The following is a 21,443-nucleotide window of genomic DNA, read 5'->3' on the forward strand; positions in this document are numbered from 1 at the left end:
CGCCATGAACGATTCAACCTTGTACCTCGGCATTGATTGCGGCACCCAGGGTACGAAAGCCCTGATCCTCGACAGCCAGCGCGGCCAAGTGCTGGGGCTGGGGGCGGCGCCACACACCTTGATTCAAGGTGAACACGGGCGCCGCGAGCAAGACAGCGAACAATGGCTGCATGCATTACAAGCAGCCACTGGCCAAGCGCTGGCCAACGCCGGAGTCAGCGGTCAGCACATCAAAGGCATCGGCGTCAGCGGGCAACAACACGGGCTGGTGTTACTGGATAAGCACGGCAACGTCCTGCGCCCGGCCAAGCTCTGGTGTGACACCGAATCCACGGCCGAAAACCAGCAGTTACTGCATTGGCTGGGGGGCGATGCCGGTTCACTCGAACGTCTGGGACTGGTGATTGCGCCCGGCTATACCGTGTCCAAGTTGCTCTGGACGCGCCGTCACCATCCACAGGTGCTTGAGCAAGCCGCCCATCTGCTGCTGCCCCACGATTACCTGAATTTCTGGCTCACGGGGCGCAGTTGCAGTGAATACGGTGATGCCTCCGGTACCGGCTATTTCAACGTACGAACCCGCCAGTGGGACCTCGATATCCTGCACCACATCGACCCCAGCGGCGCACTTGAGCGTGCCCTGCCTGAGTTGATCGAGTCCAGCCAGCCAGTCGGCACGCTGCGTCCGGAAATTGCCCATTTGCTGGGGCTAAACCCGCATGCAGTGGTGTCCAGTGGCGGTGGCGACAATATGCTGGGGGCCATCGGCACCGGCAATATCACGCCGGGGATCATCACCATGAGCCTGGGTTCTTCGGGCACCGTGTACGCGTTCAACGAGCAACCGCAGGTCAGCCCGGACGCCTGCGTGGCCAGTTTCTGTTCCTCCAGCGGCGGCTGGTTACCGTTGATCTGCACCCTCAACCTGACCAATGTCACCGGGGCCATTCGTGAGCTGTTTGACCTCTCGCTTGAGGGGTTCACTACGCTGGCCAGCCAGGCCCCCATCGGGGCTGGCGGGGTCAGCATGTTGCCGTTTCTAAATGCAGAGCGAGTGCCTGCCCTGCCCCATGCCACCGGCAGTCTTCAGGGGCTGACCCTGACAAACCTGACCCAAGCCAATCTCTGCCGTGCTGCACTTGAAGGCACGACCTTTGGTTTGCGTTATGGTCTTGACCTGCTGCGGCGCAACGGCTTGCAGAGCCACACCATTCGTTTGGTGGGCGGTGGATCAAAAAGTCCTCTTTGGCGCCAAATGGTGGCCGATATCATGAATACCCCGGTGGTCTGCACCGAGCAAAGCGAAGCGGCTGCACTGGGGGCCGCCATTCAGGCGGCCTGGTGCGTCAGCGCAGGCACCGAGACGCTGGCAGAGCTGTGCCAACGCTGTGTGCGGCTCGACCTCGACAGTCAAACCAAGCCCGATGCGACCCATGTCGCGGCCTATGAACGTGTCTATCAGCGCTACCGTGATCAGGTAGCCGCCTTAACCGAGTAAGCCTTATGTATCTGGTATGTGGTGAAGCGTTATTTGATTTTTTCGCGCAAGCAGACAGCAACGAGCAGACGAATCAGGTGGATTTCAAGGCCATCGCCGGGGGCTCGCCCTTTAACGTGGCCGTGGGTTTACGCCGATTGGGCGTGGATGCCGGGCTGTTTGCCGGGCTTTCGACCGACTATTTGGGCAAACGCCTCAAGCACGTCCTGCTCAATGAAGGCGTCAGTGATCAGTATTGGCTGGAGATCGACGCGCCCACCACCCTGGCCATGGTCGCGCTGGATGCCAGCGGAGTTCCCACCTACAGCTTTCGCGGCGAAGGCTGCGCCGACCGGCAACTGCAGCCACAGCATCTACCCACCTTAGGGCCTGAAGTACGGGGGCTGCATATCGGCTCATTTTCACTGGTGGTGCAACCGATTGCCGACACGCTGCTGGCACTGGTGCAGCGCGAAAGTGGGCAGCGCCTGATCAGCCTCGACCCCAATGTGCGCTTAAATCCGCAGCCGGATATAGACGTATGGCGCCAGCGGATCAATCAACTGATTCCTTATGCCGACCTGATTAAAGTCAGCGATGAAGACCTTGAGTTGCTGTATCCGGGGCAAGACCCGCTACAGATCGCTCAATCCTGGCTAGGGCAGCGTTGCCAATTGCTGTTTTTGACCCGTGGCAGTCAGGGCGCCAGTGTGTTCAGTCGCCAACACGGGCATTGGTCGGTGCCGGCACAGTCGATAACCGTAGCCGACACGGTGGGCGCGGGTGATACCTTTCAGGCAGCCGTGATTGCCTGGCTGACCGAGCATGGGCTGGATTCAATCGATGGATTGCAACAGCTGAACAATACGCAGATCGCCGCCCTGCTCGACTTCGCCTGCCGGGCGGCGGCGCTGACCTGCAGCAAAACCGGACCGGACCTGCCCTATCGGCATCAGTTGGTACTTTGAGCGTAGGGGGGCGAGCTTGCTTTGCGGTCTTTTAAAGGGGCAAAAGATCGTCAGACAAGCTCGCGCCTACGGGGTCGCGGGGTTGCGGGGTTACCAGATCGACAGGTTGTAGCCGACGATCAAGCGTGTTTCATCAACGTCGCGGGCAAATTTTGAGTAATTGGTGCGATAGGTCGCATTACGAAAGCGCACGCTGAGGTCTTTGAAAGTGCCACTCTGCACCACATATTTCAGCTCGCTGTCGCGCTCCCACTCTTTGCCCTCTTCGCTGCGACCCACCACTTTGATGTTGTCGCCATTTACGTAGCGAGTCATGAATGACAAGCCATTAATACCCATGGCCTTGAAGTCGTAGTCGTAACGCAGTTGCCAGGAGCGCTCTTGCGCATTGGCGAAGTCGTTGACCTGCACGTAGTTGACCAGGTACGGGTTACTGCCATCCAGATACGGCATCGACGTTTCACCGTTCAGACGTTGCCAGCCTGCCCCCCACTTATGCCCGCCCAGCGAGTACGTGAGCAGTGCGCCCACGGCACGATTATCGATGGTCGACGCTTTGGCCGAACCCGCATCATCACTTTTGAGCAACCTTACATCTGCCGCCAACACGCCGGGGCCGACGGGCTGTTTAGCCAACAGGCCGATAAATTGCTGGCGGTAAATATCTTCCAGTTCGGCGTAGTGGTACTGCGCTGTCAGGCGCTCATTGACCTTGTAATCCAGACCATACATCGAGAAATGGTCGGCGGTAATATTGCACGCGTACCGCTTGTTTTTGCAGTTCAGGCGTAAGTCCTGAGAGTCGGTGGAGTCGCGCGCGGTGTAACGGTCAAGACGCGAGGCCATGAACTTCAGGTCTTTGATTTCCTGGGACTCAAGCATCGCACCGCTGAATATGTTCGGCAGCAAACGTCCGTCGTTGTACTTCAGCAAAGGCAGGTCGGGCAGCAACGTGCCGTACTTGAGTACGGTCTGCGATACGCGCATTTTGGCGGTCAGGCCACCTTTTGCGTACTGATCTTTGGAACGACGCGGGTCGCTGCCGGTCGAAGGCAACAAGCCACTGTTGCTGCTCGATGGGCTGGAGTCCAACTTGATTCCCAGCATGCCCAGCGCATCGAGGCCAAATCCCACAGTGCCTTCGGTGTAGCCTGATTGCAGGTTGAGGATAAAGCCTTGTGCGGTCTCGTCACGCTTGGACGCACCTTGCGGACTTGAGCTGCTGCCATCACGAAAGTCGCGGTTGAAGTACACCGTGCGGGCCTCAAGCGAGGCGCTGCTGTCTTCAATAAATCCGCCCGAGTGTGCTTGGGCTGCAAAACCTGCGCATACCGCCAGCGCACTCAGACGCGCCACGCGGCGAGGCTCTGACGATGAAAAAGGATGAACCATGTACACGCTCCAGCAGCGAATCATTCGCACAACAAAGACAAGGGAAGGCGCACCTGCGGTGAAAAACCGAAGCGAGTCCATTCAATTCAAAAAAGGGCCGCAATTGTACGAAAGGCTATGCCTCACACTCATTCGACCTTAGTCGCACCCTCAAGAATAGGCTTTTCAGTAACATTGATAGCCTTTGGCCGGTATCCGGCATTAAATACACCTCTTTGCAGATTCACTCTCGGGACTTATCCATGAGCGCCGTTTTTACCGTACGCCAACTCGAGGCGTTGGCACAAAGCCCCTTGGGGGATGTTGCCGACTGGCCACACAGTTTGCGCACCTGCGCGCAGGTCGTCATGAACTCGCCCATGCCAATGTTGCTGTTGTGGGGCGAGCAACTGACGCAAATCTACAACGACAGTTTCGCCACCCTGGCGGGCGACAAGCACCCGTCCGCCTTTGGCCAGCCGCTGCACCTGAGCTGGCCGCAATACACTGATTTCAGTCAGCCAATCATCCAAGCCGTACGGGCCGGTCAACACCGTTCGTTTACCGATCAATACTTTTTACTCCCGGCCCCTCATCAGGCGACTGAAATATGGTTGGACCTGACATTCAGCCCGGTGCTCGATGAGCAAGGCCAGGCATCCGGCGTGTTGATGACTGCAGTCAAAACCTTGCGTCGCCGACGTGCAGCCCTCAAACAGACCGAACAAGCCTTGCGCGAGCTCAACAACACCCTTGAAGAGCGAGTTGCGCAGCGCACTCAAGCGCTGGCCGAGGCCAATGAACAGTTGCAACGCGAGATGCAAGAGCGTGAACGGGCCGAAGAAGCCTTGCGTCATTCGCAAAAAATGGAAGCGGTTGGCCAGTTGACCGGCGGCATCGCCCACGACTTCAACAACATGCTGACCGGGATCATCGGCAGCCTGGACCTGATGAAACGTTACATTGCCGCTGGGCGCAGTGCTGAAGTCGGCCGTTTTACCGAGGCCGCCGTCTCTTCAGCCCGCCGTGCTGCGGCGCTGACCCATCGCTTGTTAACGTTCTCCCGTCGCCAATCCTTGGACCGCAAGCCGCTGGACCCGAACCGGCTGGTGAGCTCGCTGCAGGAACTGTTCAACAGCACCAAGGGGTCGCATATTGAGCTGGTGGTTGAACTGGGCCAAGACGTCTGGCCCGTCAGCACCGACACCGGGCAACTGGAAAGCGCCCTGCTCAACCTGATCATCAACGCCCGAGACGCCATGCCTAAAGGCGGTACGCTGGTGGTCAGAACCGCCAACATCCACCTTGATGACAGCCGGACCAGCACCCTGGAGCCGATCAAAGCAGGGGACTATGTGATGTTTGAAGTCAGCGACAATGGCTCTGGCATGACCCCGCAAATCCTTGCCAAAGCCTTTGACCCCTTCTTCACCACCAAACCCGTAGGCCAAGGCACCGGTTTGGGGTTGTCGATGATCTACGGGTTTGCCCAGCAGTCTGGCGGGCACGTGAGCATCATCAGTGAAAGTGGCCAAGGCACGCGGGTACGCCTGCACTTACCCCGTCATCACGACGAAGACGAGAAAACTCAGGCATAATCCGCGCCCTCGTAAAGAGCCCCACAGTTGCAAGGTAAACGTCCCATGAAAGCTCAAGCCCGCCATATCCTGGTGAAAACCGCCGAAGAAGCCGAATCGCTCAAACAGCGCATCGCCAAGGGCGAAGCCTTTGATGTACTGGCGAAGAAATTCTCCACCTGCCCGTCAGGCAAACGCGGCGGTGATCTGGGTGAAGTGCGGCCAGGACAGATGGTCGGGGTGATTGACCAGATCATCTTCAAAAAACCGTTGCGCGTGGTACATGGGCCGGTGAAGAGCAAGTTTGGCTATCACCTGGTGCAGGTGTTCTATCGCGATTGATCGAGGGTTCTGTAGCGATACATGAGCACCGAGTACCTATCCGTTTCGGGCGTTTAGCGGCAGGCATGTTTTTAAGATCAAAAACAAAGCCGGATTAGCGGCTACAGGTGGCGTTCCACAGCAGTGCGCTTGGCGATTTTTTATGTGAGAGCTGCACACGGTGTAACCAATTTTTACGTTAACTTCAGTTAAAAGGCAGGATTTGAAATCCAGTTTCAGGGGGTCACGGCACACAAATGCCAACGCTGCGGGTACAATCGCCGACCTTCCCTCACCACCAAGGATTAACCATGTCAGGGCTTGAACTGTTTGCCGCCGTGCTAGGTGTCATTGCCGTTTGGTTAACAGTTAAACAAAACCCTTGGTGCTGGCCTATCGGGCTGGTCATGGTGTTGCTCTATAGCTGGATTTTTTTCGATGTGAAGCTGTATTCCGACATGTTGCTGCAAGTGGTGTATGCGGTGTTGCAGTTGTATGGCTGGTGGCAGTGGACCCGCTCCGGCGCTCAGCATCAAGGCCGTCAGGTCACGTCGCTGAACGCTCGGCAAATTTCGACCGGCCTGGCTATCGGTGCCGCAGGTAGCTTGGCACTGGGCGCCGCTATGGCCCACTGGACCGACGCCGCCCAACCGTGGCTGGACGCAGCGCTAACCGCATTCAGTCTGGTGGCCCAGTTGTGGATGGCCCAAAAACGCCTGCAATGCTGGGCGCTATGGTTTGTCGTGGATGTGATATTCGTTGCACTGTTTGTTTACAAAGGCCTGTATCTGACCGCCGGGCTGTATGCCCTGTTCACCGTCATCGCTATTCAGGGCTGGCGTGACTGGCGCCTCGATCCGGCGTTGCGTACATGAAGGTCGTGGTTCTGGCTGGCCCGGAATCCAGCGGTAAAAGCTGGCTCGCGGAACAATTGCAGGCACACTTCGGTGGCATTTTGGTGGGTGAATACGTGCGTTATTTCATCGAGCAAAACCCACGCGATACCTGTCTTGCAGATATTTCGCAAATCGCTCGTGGCCAACTCGACTGGGAAGACCAGGCCCGCGCCCTGCAACCCCACTTACTGATTCTGGACACTCATTTGCTGAGCAATATGCTCTGGAGCCAGACGTTGTTTGGCGACTGCCCGGCCTGGCTTGAACCGCAGTTGCTTAACCGTCATTACGACCTGCATTTGTTGCTGTCGCCCGATGATGTGGAGTGGACGCAAGACGGCCAGCGCTGCCAACCCTCTCTGGCCGAACGCCAGGCGTTTTTTAACGCCAGCCGGCAATGGCTGGAGCAGCATCAACAACCTTTGCAAGTGATTACCGGTGACTGGCACGCTCGCCAACAGCAGGCCTTTGACGCTGTCGAGCAGTTACTGGCTTAAACCGTAACAGTGTCCACTGCTGTAACACTCAATGCCCACCTGAGCCTTGTAAAGACAGGACTTCGGTATTTCATCGGTAATCTGTAACAGTGATGAAACACCACATTAAACCGCTGTGATTGCCCCGTGGCATAAGCCTTTAGTGCATTAATGGCTTTAAGCCATATCAGGATTGAAACACTGACCGAATACGCAGACTGATCAGGGTCGACGCGCATTTGTTTTTAAACACAAAATCAAAGTCGGCACATCTTTTGCTCTGCTCTTTTCAGGGCTTTATTCGAACTGGAACGTTCCAGACCTTAACGTGCAGTTGAAAAGCGGAGTCTGACATGCACCCCACCGACGCTTTAAAACCTCTGGCTTTTGCACTGGCAGCATTGATCGCTGTCGCGACACAAACGCCACGCTCTAACGGATGTGATGCTTGTGCAACAACCGATAAAAGGTAGGCCGCGAAACACCCAACACTTTGGCAGCGACACTCAAGTTGTTCGAGTGCCGATGCAGGACATCGCACAAGGCCTGTCGCTCAGCACGAACTTTGTAGTCTTCGAGCGTGCCCATGGCAGACAGGGCATCAGGGTGCACTTGCAGGTCCAGATCGGCGGCTTCGATTTGCCGCCCTTGCGCCAGCACCAGTCCACGTCGAACACGGTTGGCCAGTTCGCGGACGTTGCCAGGCCAAGAGTGATTGCCCAGCGCGATCAATGCGCCATCACTGAATGAGCGCGGACGGCGGCCCGTCTCCTGGCTAAAGAGACGTGAAAAGTGGGTGGCCAGCAGACTTATGTCACCGTGGCGCTCACGCAAAGGTGACATTTGCACCTGCAATACGTTGAGCCGATAGTACAGGTCTTCACGAAAGCGTCCCTGAGTGATGGCCGTTTCGAGATCGACATGGGTGGCCGCAAGAACGCGCACATCGACAGCAATCGGCTCGCCGCCGCCTACGCGCTCTATGTGTTTTTCTTGCAGAAAACGCAGCAGGCTGGCTTGCAACTCGAGGGGCAGGTCACCGATTTCGTCCAGAAACAGCGTGCCACCGCTGGCAGTTTCGATACGCCCGATCTTGCGCTGATGGGCCCCGGTAAAAGCGCCTTTTTCATGGCCGAACAGCTCTGACTGAATCAGATGCTCAGGGATGGAACCGCAATTGATCGCGACAAAAGGTTGACCATGACGTTTGGATTGACGATGCAGGCTACGCGCGACCAGTTCTTTGCCAGTACCGCTTTCACCGCGGATCAAGATCGGCGACTCAGTGGGAGCGAACTTGCTCAACAGTTTTCGCAAGTCACGAATGCTTCGGCTTTCACCCAGTAGTTCATGGGCATGGGTATCGACATGACTTGAGGCCTGATCGCGTAAACGGGACATGCCAAACGCTCGACCCAGCGTGACCTGAAACCGAGACACATCAAACGGCAAGGTATGGAAATCAAAAAACCATTCGTAAACAAAGTCACCCACATTTTTAAGCTTTAAAACATCAGCACTCAGCACTGCGATCCATTCAGTGCCGCTGCGGTTGATCATTTCTTTAACGGCTTCAGGGCGTTCCAGGTGCGTAGGCAGCAACCTGAATAAGCCCACATCACAAGAATGATTAATGACCGAATCCAGGCTGCAACTGTCCACCGACCAGCCAATACTTTGGAGCTCTGGTAATAACGGATGACACTCTTCACACGGATCGACCACCAACAAGCGGCGAGGTGAGGATAGGGCGAACATGACTGATCCTTGCCATCTAAAATGGAATGAGTTTCAGAAACATAGTGGTGGGGAGGCTAACCGTAACGTTAGCAACCCGTAGGGCGGGAACGTGTACCGTTTATTTATAAGCGTAATAGCAATATGCTATTAACCCACGCAAAAAGAGGACGACCCGATTTACCTGCCACTTAAATGGCGACGTTCAGGTATTACAGAATTGATTTAAATCAATCCGATAAAAAAAAATTAAAAAAAATGACTTATTGGTGTGACCTGATCCGGCTCTGGAGGCATCAGTACAAGTAACCAACCGAACGGTACGCCCAGCCGACGGTTAATCATTTGATGGGCACCCATGAGAGATGACCCTATGAACGCCCCGCTCCGTTTCAACGAAGCACTTCTGATTGCAGGCCACGCCTTTGAACCTTTTCAATGTGTTGCCTGGGCAGCCCAAGACGGTCACGGCGAATTGAGCCTGACAGTCATTGACCGCACCAGCACCCGCATCGGCCGCAAGCATATTCCACGCAGCGCCTGCTCGGACGCCGCCCAGCTCGAACATCTGCTGGCACAAGCTCGCACAGAGCTGAGCAACGAAGGCTACACCCTGAAACCATGGGCTATGCCCGCTTAAGATCTGCTGCAAGAGCCTGCTTGCCTCGCGATCTTTTGATCGTTCAAAAGATCGCGAGCAATCGAGCGTCGACCGACTCTCGCTACAGTTGCTTAGCCATCTATGTGTTGATAGTCGAGTTCCAGATCTACCGCCATTTGCTGGGCACGCCCCAGCCGAATCGGGCCCCTTTCTATATCAATCAGCAACCCCGGGCAGTTCAGTCTGGGCAGCGATGACAGCTCTTTCAATCGTCCATCGGTGACCAGCAAAAAGCGCTGTTGCTCCTGCGCAAACTGCTTGCGACGTACCTCAAGCCAACCCCCGACTTCCTGCAGCGCATCCAACAACGGCGTACCACCGCCAGCCCCCAACCCCTCCAGCCATTGATCCAGCGCTTTTGAAGCCTTGGCGCCGCTGACATGCCACTGCGGCGTACTGCCGCTCGCAGTCATGACTGCCACCCTGGCACGTTGGCGATAGGCATCGTCGAACAGTTGCGCCAGCAAACCCTTGGCATCGCTCAATGCCTGATGCCGACGGGTTGACGCAGACGCATCAATCAGCACCAGCCACAGTTCCTGAGCTGCACTTTTACGGGCTTTATGGGCCAGGTCTTCGCGCGTTTTCGGACGGCCACGCAACAGGGTTTGCACCCAATCAATCGCGCCGCTGTCGGCACCGCGACTGGCTCCCTGGCTACCTTGTTCAAGTATCCCCGGTCGGGGTTTGGCATCCGCCCCCGCAATTGATCGAGGGCGAATGCCTAGGGCTTTTTTGGCCAGCTCGGCACTTCTCGACGCGCACCCATGGCTTGCGGTTGCGCCGGTAACTCGCCCCATTGCCCCTGCCCTGAACTGGCAGAACTGCCTGCCGATTGCACGGGTGATGGCGGCTCGGGGGTGGGCGCTTGCGGGGTTTGCTGACGACGGCGATGACGCAAGGCAAACTCGGCGACCGCGTCAATGTCATCCAGGCTGATGGCCCCTGCCCCCCGCCAGGCCGCATGCGCCCGCGCTGCCCGCAGCCAGACCAGATCGGCACGCAAGCCATCGACGCCAGCGGCGTAACAGCGCTCGCTAATCACGGCCAGCGATTGCTCATCCAGTGCAATCAGCGCCAACCTGTCCCGCGCCTGCTGGCAACGTTGACGCAACGCGTCTTGCGCCTGCGCCCACTGCGCACAAAAGCCCTGCGGATCGGCATCAAAGGTCAGCCGGCGACGGATGATTTCTGCGCGTTCCATCGGCTGCGGCTGGCTGTTCATGGCTACGTTCAAGCCAAAACGGTCGAGCAGTTGCGGGCGCAGTTCTCCTTCTTCGGGGTTCATGGTGCCGATCAGGACAAACCGCGCCGGGTGGCGATGGGAAATACCATCACGCTCCACGACGTTGATGCCGCTGGCGGCGACGTCCAGCAATACGTCCACCAAATGATCGGCCAGCAGGTTGACTTCGTCGACATACAACACCCCGCCATCAGCCTTGGCCAATACACCGGGGGAAAATTGCGCCTTGCCCTGGCCCAGCGCCGCGTCCAGATCAAGGGTGCCGACCAGGCGCTCTTCCGTTGCGCCCAACGGCAACGTCACGAACTGGCCGCTGGCGAGCACATCGGCCAGGCCACGGGCCAGGGTCGACTTGGCCATTCCACGCGGGCCTTCGATCAACACACCGCCAATTTTCGGGTCAATCGCCGTCAGGCACAGCGCCAGTTTCAATGAGTCCGCGCCAACCACCGCCGACAGCGGGAAATGGGGGGTGTCAGTCATGTGTTGGGTTCCAACTGCTCTATGGCTTGTCATTACCCTTGTGGGAGCGGGCTTGCTCGCGATGCAGACAACTCGGTCCACCTGATCACCGAGGTGATGCTATCGCGAGCAAGTCCTTCCCACAGGGGGGATGGGGTTCAGTCTTCTTCGATGTCCAGCAATAAGTCTTCCAGCGCCTGGCGGTATTGGCCAGGCTCGCTCCACAGACCTCGCTGCTGCGCTTCAAGCAAACGTTCGGTCATGTCGCGCAGGGCATGCGGGTTGTGTTGCTGCACAAATTCACGGGTGTCCGGGTCCAGCAGATAAGCGTCGGCCAGCAACGCGTATTGGTGGTCGTCGATCAACTGGGTGGTGGCGTCAAAGGCAAACAGATTATCAAGGGTTGCCGCCATCTCGAACGCCCCTTTGTAGCCATGACGTTTAACCCCCTCGATCCACTTCGGATTGGCCGCCCGCGAGCGCACCACCCGGTTCAACTCTTCTTTGAGGGTGCGGATCTTCGGCAAGTCGGGCTGGCTGTGATCGCCATGGTAGCTGGCGGCCGTGGTGCCACTCAGGCTTTCGACTGCCGCCAGCATGCCGCCCTGAAACTGGTAGTAATCATTGGAATCAAGCAAGTCATGCTCGCGGTTGTCCTGGTTCTGAACCACAGCCTGCACTTGACTCAGACGTTGGGCAAACTGGTCACGGGCAAGCGTGCCCTCATCGGCGCCACCATAGGCGTAGCCGCCCCAGTTCAGGTACACCTCGGCCAGGTCTTCGCGGCTTTGCCACAAGCGGCCATCAATTGCGTTTTGTACGCCGGCGCCATAGGCACCCGGTTTTGCGCCGAAAATACGCCAGCCAGCCTGACGCGCCGCCAGCTCCGGGGCCATGCCATCGCGCGCAAGCTGCTCGCGTTCCAGGCGCACTTTGGCCGCCAGCGGGTTCAGGTCATCGGGTTCGTCCAGCGCAGCCACCGCTTGCACAGCGGCATCGAACAGGCGGATCAAGTTGGCAAAGGCATCGCGAAAGAACCCCGAAACGCGCAAGGTCACATCGACCCGTGGCCGGTCAAGCAGGCTGACCGGCAAGATTTCAAAGTCATCCACACGCTGGCTGCCAGTGGCCCATACCGGGCGCACGCCCATGAGTGCCATGGCCTGGGCAATGTCGTCGCCCCCGGTGCGCATGGTCGCAGTGCCCCACACCGAGAGCCCGAGCTGACGCAGGTGATCACCGTGATCTTGCAGATGACGTTCAAGAATCAGATTGGCTGACTGAAAGCCTATACGCCATGCGGTGGTCGTGGGCAGGTTGCGCACGTCGACCGAGAAGAAATTACGCCCGGTGGGCAGCACGTCCAGCCGTCCGCGACTCGGCGCACCGCTTGGCCCGGCAGGCACAAAACGCCCGCTCAGCGCATCGAGCAAACCCTGCATCTCGGCCGGACCGCAGGCATCCAGACGCGGCGCCACAACCTCCAGCAATGCGTCGAAAATCGAGCGCACTTCAGCCCAGGGCTCGCCATCAGGCAATTGCAAGCGGCCATCCAGCGCCTGTTCTATTAACTGTGCTGCATAGAGTTCCAGACGTTCTCGGGTATCTCCCGCCGTGCGCCATAGCGCCGCGCTAATGGCTTGCAATTCGGGGGGCTGACGTCTGACCCATGGCTCGGCCAGCGCGCAATCCAGCGGATCAAAGCCCAATTCAAAGGCTTTGGCCAGCGCCCGCAACAGACTCGACTGAGCGCCACGGCCATCGCCACGGGGAATACGCAGCAGGGCCAGCAAAGTGTCGATGCGCAGGCGCCCTGCCGGTGACTCACCAAAAATATGCAGCCCATCGCGGATTTGCGACTCCTTCAAATCGCACAAGTAGGTGTCCAGACGCGGCAACCAGATCGCCGCATCGGCGTCGCTGTCGAGGTTTTCATCCAGTTGCAGCTCGCGATCGATGTGGGTGTCACGCACCAGCTTGAGAATGTCGCGCTGCAACTCTCGGGCGCGGCGCGGGTCCAGCAATTGCGCTTCGTAATACTCGTCGGCCAGCAGTTCAAGATCGCGTAGCGGGCCGTAGGTTTCGGCCCGCGTCAGCGGCGGCATTAAATGGTCGATGATCACGGCCTGGGTGCGGCGCTTGGCCTGCGCGCCCTCGCCCGGGTCATTGACGATGAACGGGTACACATTGGGCATGGGGCCAAGAATCGCGTCTGGCCAGCAATGTTCTGACAACCCAACGCCTTTACCCGGCAGCCATTCCAGGTTGCCATGTTTGCCAACGTGCACCACGGCGTGGGCACCGTAGGTGTGGCGCAGCCAGAAGTAAAACGCCAGGTACGCATGGGGCGGCACCAGGTCAGGGTCGTGGTAGACCGCGCTGGCATCAACCTGATAGCCACGCGCTGGCTGAATGCCAACAAAGGTCAAACCAAAACGCAGGCCGGCGATCATCAGGCGGCCGCTGCGAAACATTGGGTCATCCTGCGGCGCGCCCCAGCGCTCATTGACCGCTTGTTGATTAGCCTCGGGCAACTGGCTGAACATCGCCCAGTACTCATCCAGCCCCATGCTTTGATGGCATGGGCGCAGGTCAAGGCTGTCGAGGTCGTTACTGACCCCGCCCAGCAACGCCTGAATTAATGCCGTGCCAGACTCGGGCAACTCGGCGTCCAGCGGATACCCCTGCACCTGCAAGGCCCGCAGAATATTCAACGCAGCGGCCGGCGTATCGAGCCCCACACCATTACCGATGCGACCATCGCGGGTTGGGTAGTTAGCCAAAATCAGGGCGATGCGCTTTTGCGGGTTAGGCACGCGGGCCAATTCAACCCAGCGCCGCGCCAGCTCGGCGACAAAGTCCATGCGTTCCGGCTGGGCGCGATAGCACACCACATCCGACTGGCTGCGCTCACTGCGCCAGGCCAAGTCTTTAAAGCTGATCGGACGGCTGATGATTCGCCCGTCCAGTTCCGGCAAGGCAATGTGCATCGCCAGATCACGCGGGCCGAGGCCTTGTTCGCTGTCGCGCCAGCCGGGTTCGTTGTCCTGGGCACAAATCGCCTGAATCACCGGGATATTGCGGCGGAACGGACGCAAGTGAGGCGCTTCCGGGCTCGACTGGGCAAAACCGGTGGTATTGAGAATGACCCCGGCCTCGACCTCGTCGAGCAACGCCTGAACCACTGTCAGGCAGCCCGGCTCTTTAAGGCTGGCCACTGCAATGGGCAAAGGATTAAGCCCTGCCGCTTGCAATCGCTGGCAAAACACATCGACAAACGCGGTATTGGCCGCTTGCAGGTGCGAGCGATAGAACAGCAGCGCCGCCACCGGTTGCCCGGCGCGCCAGTCAGCTTGCCAGTGCTTGAGTTCGGGGCTTGCGTGCTGCGGGTGATAAATCGCGGTGCGTGGCAAAGCCTGCGGCTCATCCCACGCGTAATCGCGGTCCAGGCTTTGGCTGGCCAGGCAGCGGTAAAGTTGCACGGCATTATGCCGCCCGCCCTGACGCAGAAAGTGCCACAGCCGTTCAGCCTGTTCGGCGGGCACGGTGCTCAACGCACTCAGCTCCGGGTCGGGACGGTCATCGCCCGGCACCAGAATCAGCGTCACGCCGCGCTCGGCCAGTTGCATCAGGCGCTCAATGCCGTAGCGCCAATACCCAATCCCGCCGTGCAAGGACAGCAGAATCACTTTGGCGTGTTGCAGCACCTGGTCGACATACAGATCGACCGAGCCATGGTTTTGCACCTGCATAGGGTTCGCCAGACGCAGGCTTGGATAATCTTCAGGCAACTGCTGGGCGGCGTCCGCGAGCAGTGCCAGGCTTGAATCACCGCTGCACAGGATCACCAGCTCGGCGGGGGTTTGGCCCAAGTCGGCAATGTTGTCGTCCGATACAAAGCCACCGGGTTGGGTCCTGAGCAGATGCATGGGTTAAACGCTCAACGCTGTACGCAGGGAGGACTCAAGCAGTGCGGCGTCCAGGTCCTGGCCGATCAGTACCAGTTTGGTGGTGCGCGCTTCATCACCGCCCCAGGCGCGGTCGAAGTGCTTGTCAAAACGCGTGCCCACACCCTGAATCAGCAAGCGCATCGGCTTGCCAGGAATCGCCGCAAAGCCTTTAACCCGCAGGATGTCGTGCTTGACCACCAATTGCGTCAGGGCGTCCAGCAGCACGCGCTCTTCTGCTTGTGGCAGTTCAATGGAGATGGAATCGAAGGCATCGTGGTCGTGATCGTCGTGGTCATCATCGCCATCGTGGTGATGGTCGTGGTGGCTGTGACGGCTGTCGATGTGATCTTCGGACCCGGCGCCCAGACCCAGCAATACCTCCAGTGGCAGACGACCGCTGCTGGCTTCGATGATTTTCACCGCCGGTGGCAGTTCTTCAGCCACTTCGGCGCGGACTTTGGCCAAGTCTTCAGGGGTGATCAGGTCAGCTTTGTTGAGGATCACCAAGTCAGCGCTGGCCAGTTGGTCGGCAAACAGTTCGTGCAGCGGGGACTCGTGGTCAAGGTTCGGATCGAGTTTGCGCTGGGCATCGACCTGCTCCGGGAAGGCGGCAAAAGTGCCACGTGCAACGGCCGGGCTGTCGACCACGGTGATCACCGCGTCAACGGTGCAGGCGCTGCGAATTTCTGGCCACTGGAACGCTTGAACCAGCGGCTTTGGCAGGGCCAGGCCCGAGGTTTCAATCAGGATATGGTCGATGTCACCGCGACGGGCCACCAGTTCGCGCATCACGGGGAAGAACTCTTCCTGCACGGTGCAGCACAGGCAGCCGTTGGCCAGTTCATAGACGCGGCCGTTGGCTTCTTCTTCAGTGCACCCGATGGTGCATTGCTTGAGGATTTCACCGTCGATACCCAACTCGCCGAATTCGTTGACGATCACTGCAATACGCCGACCCTGGGCGTTGTCCAGCATGTGGCGAAGCAAGGTGGTTTTGCCCGAACCGAGAAAGCCGGTAACGATAGTGACGGGGGTTTTGGCCAGTGTTTTCATCGGATGCCCTTTGGCAAAGCGGCGGGCATACGGGACGACGACCGGCTCATAGGAGCGGCAAACATTCGCCACCGGATCACCCCGCCCGGTTGAAGTAAGAATCTGACACGAGGCAGGTCTCCTGGCTTACGGCTGGGGGTCTGCCCTAGGCAGCCCCATTCCCTGCGCCTTCCCGCGTATCAAGCAGTGGCGTGGCAGGGTAATTGACCGTTTACAGTTGCGGGGGCAGCCGCGGCATACCGCGTTCCCATCTTAGCTTCGCGCTGCGAAGAACCTCGAGCGCACAAGGCTACGCAGTGCTTTGTAACAGGTCAATGTTGGCGCTGTGTACAGGCGTCAGAACCGGGGGCTCCGGCGTCACTTTTTCGTTCAGCCACTGTTCAGCAAATGAAATCGATTCTTGTTTGGCAATACGTATCAATATGTTACAAATTGGCACTACCCATTCGCAACGCGGTGTTCTGCCCATGCTGGTTCCCTTTCTGATCATGCTGCGCGAAGGTATTGAGGCCGCGCTTATCGTCGGCATCATTGCCAGTTACCTCAAGCAAACCGGGCGTGGCCAGTGGATGCCTGCGGTGTGGATTGGGGTTTTCCTCGCGGCCGCCCTGTCGCTGCTGGTCGGCGGCGGCCTGGAACTGATGAGCGCCGAATTCCCGCAAAAGCAGCAGGAACTGTTCGAAGGCATCGTCGGCCTGATCGCCGTTGGCATTCTCAGCTCCATGGTGTTCTGGATGCGCAAGGTCGCCCGCTCGATCAAGCAGGCTCTGCACACCTCACTGGATCACGCCCTTGCCGGTTCCAAACATCAGGTCACAGCCCTGATTGCCATGGTGTTTTTCGCCGTGGCGCGTGAAGGGCTGGAAACTGTGTTTTTCCTGCTCGCGGTGTTTCAACAAAGTGAAGGCCCGGCCGCACCTCTGGGCGCCCTGCTCGGGTTGATTCTGGCGATCTTGGTGGGCTTTGCTATTTACAGCGGCAGCATGCGTCTGAACCTGGGGCTGTTTTTCCGCTGGACCGGCCTGTTCATTCTGGTGGTTGCCGCTGGCATTTTGGCCAACTCGGTGCAAGCCCTGCACGAAGCCGGGCTGTGGAATCACCTGCAAGACGTGGTCTTCGACATCAGCGCCACGCTGCCGATGGACGGCCCGCTGGGTTCGATTCTGGCCGGGATGTTCGGCTATCAGGACGCCCCCACTGTGAGTGTGATCGGCGCCTACGTGATTTATCTGGTGGTGACACTGGCCCTGTTCTTCCGCGCCCCAACACCGCCCAACGCCATCCAACCCACTTCAGTGACGAACTCATAAGGTCCTGCATGTCTACCCCTGCAAGCGGTAATCCCCCACGCGCGCTGCGCTGGGCTGTGGCCGGTTCGGTGATCGTAATGATCGCGGCCGGCGGGTTGTTCTATTACGCCTCGCAACTGGCTACGGCCAAACGCAAGGTGCACAGCAATGAAATCACGGTGACGATTCACCCCCACAGTTGCGAACCGAATGCGCTGACCGTGCCTGCCGGCTTTAACAGTTTCCGTATCGTCAACGTCTCGGAGCGCGCCGTCGAATGGGAAATCCTCGACGGCGTGCTGGTGATCGAAGAGCGCGAGAACATTGCTCCCGGCCTCAGCCAGGTGATCAACGCCAACCTCGCGCCCGGTGATTACGCCATTACCTGCGGCCTGCTGAGCAATCCGCGCGGCACCCTGCACGTCACACCGACAGCCCAATCGCAAGCCAGCGCCAAGGCGCATCCATCGATGGTGGCGTTCATCGGCCCCTTGTCAGAGTTTCGGGTGTACTTGAGCAGCCAGGGCAACGCCCTGATCAAAGCGGTTGACGCATTGTCGCAAGCGATCGCCAGCGGCGACTTGCAGCAGGCACAGGCTCTTTATGTCCCGGCACGCGAGGCCTATCAGCGCCTGGCCCCCGCCGCACAGCGCCTGGCTGAACTGGACAACGCCATCAACGCCCGCGCCGACTACTTCGAAAAACGCGAACAGGACCCGGGGTTCCGCGGTTTCCATCGCCTCGAATACGGCCTGTTTGAGCAACGCAGCACCCAAGGCCTGGCGCCCTTTGCCGAGCAATTGCAAGCCAATGCGGTCCTGCTCAGGCAACAACTGCTGGCGCAATCCCTTGCGCCCGAGCAGTTGGTCAATATTGTTTCGCGCACATTGCACAACCTGGCGGACACCCGTGCCGCCAGCGGTGAAGAAGAACGTTACAGCCATATCGACCTGTCCGGCTTCGCCGCCAACCTTGAGACCACGCGCAAGGTGGTCGATCTGCTGCGTCCGTTACTGGCCAAAAACAATGCCGACATCCTGCTCAACATTGATACCGCCAGCTCCGCTCTCGAAGCCGAACTCAGCCGGCTGAAAAACGATAAAGGCTACCTCACGTACGACACAGTGAGCGCCGCTCAGCGTCAAGAAATCAGTCACAAGGCCAAGGCTCTGGCCGATGCACTCGATGGAATCGATCCCGCCCTCGGCCTTTTCGGCCTGTCATTGCAGACGAGACATACATGAGCGATTCAGACAACAGCCCTAGCGAATTCAATCTGCAACGCCGCCGCGTGCTCCTCGGTATGGGGGTGGCAGGTGCTGCACTGGCTGGCAGCGCCCTGAGTTGCCCGGCCATGGCTGCCAGCGCCAACGCGCAAGTCACCCAAGCGCCCAGCAGCGACAAGACCCAGGACCATCACGAGTTCCACGGCCAACACCAAAACGGCATCGTCACGCCGCGCCCTGCTGCAGGCATGCTTGTGTCCTTTGATGTGCTGGCCAGTGATCGCAAAGACTTGGAGCGCCTGTTTCGCACCCTGAATGAGCGCATCGCGTTCCTGACCAAAGGCGGCAAAGTGCCCCAGGTCGACCCCAAGCTACCGCCAGCCGACTCCGGCATTCTCGGCCCGGTAGTCACCCCGGACAACCTGACAGTGACGGTCTCGGTCGGCGAGTCACTGTTCGATGAGCGTTTCGGCCTGAGCAGCGTCAAACCCAAGCGCCTGAGCCGCATGCAGGGTTTTCCCAATGATGCGCTGGAGCCCGCGTTTTGCCATGGCGATCTGAGCCTGCAGTTTTGCGCCAACACCGCCGACACCAACATTCACGCCCTGCGCGACATCGTAAAAAACCTGCCGGACTTGCTGCTGGTGCGCTGGAAGCAAGAAGGCACCGTACCGCCGCAAGCGCCCACCAAACCGGGCGTTGCGCCACAAAGCGCACGTAACTTTTTGGGCTTTCGTGATGGCTCGGCCAACCCGGACTCTACTGACAACACCCTGATGAACACTCTTGTCTGGGTACAGCCGGGCAGCGACGAGCCGCATTGGGCGGTGGATGGCAGCTATCAAGCGGTACGCATCATTCGCAACTTTGTTGAGCGCTGGGACCGCACCCCATTGCAAGAGCAACAAAGCATCTTCGGGCGCAACAAAGCCAGTGGCGCGCCGATGGATGGCCAGCACGAGACCGACGTTCCGGATTACAGCAAAGACCCCGAAGGCAAAATCACCAAGCTCGATGCCCACATCCGCCTGGCCAACCCGCGCACCGCCCAAACCAGTAACAGCCTGATCCTGCGTCGCCCGTTCAACTACTCCAACGGGGTCAACAAAAACGGCCAACTGGACATGGGCTTGCTGTTCATTTGCTACCAGAGCGATCTGGACAAAGGTTTTATCGCGGTACAGACCCGACTGAACGGCGAGCCTCTGGAGGAATACCTCAAGCCGATTGGCGGCGGTTACTTCTTCACCTTGCCGGGCGTGCGCAACGATCAGGATTTCATTGGGCGCGCTTTGCTCAACGCCGCTTCACCGCTTACCCGCACGTGATCCAAACCCCAACCCAAGTCTAAAACACACCGGATACAGTCCCATGAAGAAGACGCCGCTCGCACTGCTCATCGCTCTAGGTTTGTTGCACACCCCGCTCTCGGTATTCGCGGCGACTGCCCCGCTGGATCTGGTGCAACCTGTTTCCGACTACAAGATTTACGTCACCGAAGAAATCGATACCCTGGCGCAAGAAACACAGAAATTCACCGACGCCATCAAAAAAGGCGACCTGGCCACTGCCAAGAAGCTCTACGCACCAACCCGTGTGCACTATGAGTCGATTGAGCCGATTGCTGAACTGTTCAGCGACCTCGATGCCTCCATCGACTCCCGAGTGGATGACCACGAAAAAGGTGTGACCGCTGAAGACTTCACCGGCTTTCACCGCATTGAATACACCCTGTTCTCCGAGAACAGCACCCAAGGCCTGGACGCACTGGCTGACAAGCTCAATACCGACGTCAAAGACTTGCAAACCCGCGTTGCCGGTCTGACCTTCCCGCCTGAGAAAGTGGTAGGCGGTGCTGCCGCACTGATGGAAGAAGTTGCCGCGACCAAGGTTTCCGGCGAAGAAGACCGCTACAGCCATACCGACCTGTATGACTTCCAGGGCAACGTAGATGGCGCGAAGAAGATTTTTGACCTGTTCCGTCCGCACATCGCGACCAACGACCAGGCCTTTGTAGCCAAGGTCGACAAAAACTTCGCCACCGTGGACAAGATTCTGGCCAAGTACAAAACCAAAGAAGGGGGGTTTGAGACCTACGACAAAGTCAAAGATAACGATCGCAAGGCGCTGATCGGCCCGGTAAATACCTTGGCCGAAGACTTGTCAACTTTGCGTGGCAAGCTGGGTCTGAACTAAAAATCCTGTCTAGCGGCAATGCGCTTCTGCCAAGCGTGATGTTCGTTTCTACAAGGTCGGTGTTCGCTCAAGAGCACCGAATGGTTGTATATCGGCGCCAATCGATGTGACCCACGTCTCATATCTGCAGGTTGGTGCTGATGTTTTTTTAACGTTAAAAAATCTGTTTTTAGTTTAAGTATTGACATACGTCACTGTTTAAATTGGTTAAATCCCTGTCAGTATGTGCACCCGCGCCCCTCCCCGTTTTTCATCACCAAAGCCGCTGTTTATGCCCTATTCATTGCTTCCTGAATAGCACCTGTCTAGCTATTAGAAAAAACACACGCTTGATCCAACTTTCATAGGTTTTTCACAATAGTGCGTTTAACGTATGCGTCAGCAAGTGGGGGAACCCCAATAGTTTGCAAGAAAATCATGTAGATAACGCAGTTCGAAGACTTTACCTTTGTCAGTTTTAAGCTTTACTGCCTGCAGGCGTAGTCTCTCCACGGCGCCTGAGCGGGCTGACTTCTGAGACAAGTTATCTTGTGCCAT

The 21,443-nt window shown here is 58.2% G+C and carries 16 protein-coding genes, 1 pseudogene and 1 riboswitch; of the genes and pseudogenes, 11 read left to right on the forward strand and 6 right to left on the reverse strand.

The window, feature by feature from the left end:
* The first annotated feature begins 4 nt into the window (after positions 1-4).
* Together xylB and ACIQYF_RS04735 are read left to right on the forward strand one after the other, a co-directional pair.
* Positions 5-1,498, forward strand: coding sequence for a xylulokinase (xylB, locus tag ACIQYF_RS04730; protein WP_402857371.1), 1,494 nt, complete (start codon positions 5-7; stop codon positions 1,496-1,498).
* Positions 1,499-1,503: 5 nt separating this feature from the next.
* Positions 1,504-2,445, forward strand: coding sequence for a carbohydrate kinase (locus ACIQYF_RS04735; RefSeq protein WP_402857373.1), 942 nt, complete (start codon positions 1,504-1,506; stop codon positions 2,443-2,445).
* A gap of 90 nt (positions 2,446-2,535) precedes the next feature.
* Here the strand turns inward: ACIQYF_RS04735 and ACIQYF_RS04740 are convergent, their stop codons facing one another.
* Entirely contained in the window at positions 2,536-3,837 is a 1,302-nt protein-coding gene (locus tag ACIQYF_RS04740) for an OprD family porin (protein WP_402857375.1), read from the reverse strand.
* A gap of 242 nt (positions 3,838-4,079) precedes the next feature.
* Between ACIQYF_RS04740 and ACIQYF_RS04745 the strand changes: the two are divergent.
* The 4 genes and pseudogenes from ACIQYF_RS04745 to ACIQYF_RS04760 all read left to right on the forward strand — a co-directional run.
* Positions 4,080-5,387 (forward strand): annotated as a pseudogene (locus tag ACIQYF_RS04745) (ATP-binding protein); the annotation flags it as partial.
* A gap of 72 nt (positions 5,388-5,459) precedes the next feature.
* Positions 5,460-5,735 carry a peptidylprolyl isomerase gene (locus ACIQYF_RS04750; protein WP_019409622.1) on the forward strand — a complete coding sequence of 92 codons (276 nt, stop codon included), beginning with the start codon at positions 5,460-5,462 and terminating at the stop codon, positions 5,733-5,735.
* A 290-nt stretch (positions 5,736-6,025) separates the two neighbouring features.
* Positions 6,026-6,589 (forward strand): nicotinamide riboside transporter PnuC, encoded by a 564-nt coding sequence (pnuC, locus tag ACIQYF_RS04755; protein ID WP_402857378.1) that lies wholly within the window; start codon positions 6,026-6,028, stop codon positions 6,587-6,589.
* Entirely contained in the window at positions 6,586-7,107 is a 522-nt protein-coding gene (locus ACIQYF_RS04760; protein ID WP_402857380.1) for an AAA family ATPase, read from the forward strand. The genes pnuC and ACIQYF_RS04760 overlap by 4 nt, the downstream gene beginning before the upstream one ends.
* 411 nt (positions 7,108-7,518) lie before the next feature.
* On the opposite strand, the gene ACIQYF_RS04765 is transcribed toward ACIQYF_RS04760, so the two are convergent.
* Positions 7,519-8,844, reverse strand: a complete 1,326-nt coding sequence (locus ACIQYF_RS04765; RefSeq protein WP_402857382.1) for a sigma 54-interacting transcriptional regulator — start codon at positions 8,842-8,844, stop codon at positions 7,519-7,521.
* 352 nt (positions 8,845-9,196) lie between these two features.
* Here ACIQYF_RS04765 and ACIQYF_RS04770 point away from each other — a divergent pair, with 352 nt between their 5' ends.
* Positions 9,197-9,463, forward strand: coding sequence for a hypothetical protein (locus ACIQYF_RS04770; RefSeq protein ID WP_402857384.1), 267 nt, complete (start codon positions 9,197-9,199; stop codon positions 9,461-9,463).
* 92 nt (positions 9,464-9,555) lie between these two features.
* Here the strand turns inward: ACIQYF_RS04770 and ACIQYF_RS04775 are convergent, their stop codons facing one another.
* The 4 genes from ACIQYF_RS04775 to cobW form a co-directional block, all read right to left on the reverse strand.
* Positions 9,556-10,284: a VWA domain-containing protein gene (locus ACIQYF_RS04775; RefSeq protein ID WP_402857386.1), complete on the reverse strand. Its 729-nt coding sequence runs from the start codon at positions 10,282-10,284 to the stop codon at positions 9,556-9,558.
* Positions 10,209-11,213, reverse strand: coding sequence for an ATP-binding protein (locus ACIQYF_RS04780; protein WP_402857388.1), 1,005 nt, complete (start codon positions 11,211-11,213; stop codon positions 10,209-10,211). The genes ACIQYF_RS04775 and ACIQYF_RS04780 overlap by 76 nt, the downstream gene beginning before the upstream one ends.
* Before the next feature lie 137 nt (positions 11,214-11,350).
* Positions 11,351-15,121, reverse strand: coding sequence for a cobaltochelatase subunit CobN (gene cobN, locus ACIQYF_RS04785; protein ID WP_402857390.1), 3,771 nt, complete (start codon positions 15,119-15,121; stop codon positions 11,351-11,353).
* Positions 15,122-15,124: 3 nt separating this feature from the next.
* Positions 15,125-16,195: a cobalamin biosynthesis protein CobW gene (gene cobW, locus ACIQYF_RS04790; RefSeq protein WP_402857392.1), complete on the reverse strand. Its 1,071-nt coding sequence runs from the start codon at positions 16,193-16,195 to the stop codon at positions 15,125-15,127.
* A gap of 93 nt (positions 16,196-16,288) precedes the next feature.
* Positions 16,289-16,488, reverse strand: a riboswitch (cobalamin riboswitch).
* 174 nt (positions 16,489-16,662) lie between these two features.
* On the opposite strand from cobW, the gene efeU reads away from it, so the two are divergent.
* The 4 genes from efeU to efeO (ACIQYF_RS04810) are packed head-to-tail and all read left to right on the forward strand — an operon-like array spanning position 16,663 to position 20,906.
* A complete protein-coding gene (gene efeU, locus ACIQYF_RS04795) occupies positions 16,663-17,505 on the forward strand; it encodes an iron uptake transporter permease EfeU (protein ID WP_402857394.1) in 843 nt (280 codons plus the stop codon).
* A gap of 8 nt (positions 17,506-17,513) precedes the next feature.
* Positions 17,514-18,728: an iron uptake system protein EfeO gene (efeO, locus tag ACIQYF_RS04800; protein WP_402857395.1), complete on the forward strand. Its 1,215-nt coding sequence runs from the start codon at positions 17,514-17,516 to the stop codon at positions 18,726-18,728.
* On the forward strand, positions 18,725-20,038 hold the full coding sequence (gene efeB, locus ACIQYF_RS04805) for an iron uptake transporter deferrochelatase/peroxidase subunit (protein ID WP_402857397.1): 1,314 nt from the start codon (positions 18,725-18,727) through the stop codon (positions 20,036-20,038). Before efeO (ACIQYF_RS04800) ends, efeB begins: the two co-directional genes overlap by 4 nt.
* A gap of 43 nt (positions 20,039-20,081) precedes the next feature.
* Complete coding sequence (gene efeO / locus ACIQYF_RS04810; protein ID WP_402857399.1) at positions 20,082-20,906, forward strand: iron uptake system protein EfeO; 825 nt, start codon at positions 20,082-20,084, stop codon at positions 20,904-20,906.
* Positions 20,907-21,443: the final 537 nt, after the last annotated feature.

It is taken from the genome of Pseudomonas sp. NPDC096917, assembly GCF_044762555.1.
Lineage (GTDB): Bacteria > Pseudomonadota > Gammaproteobacteria > Pseudomonadales > Pseudomonadaceae > Aquipseudomonas.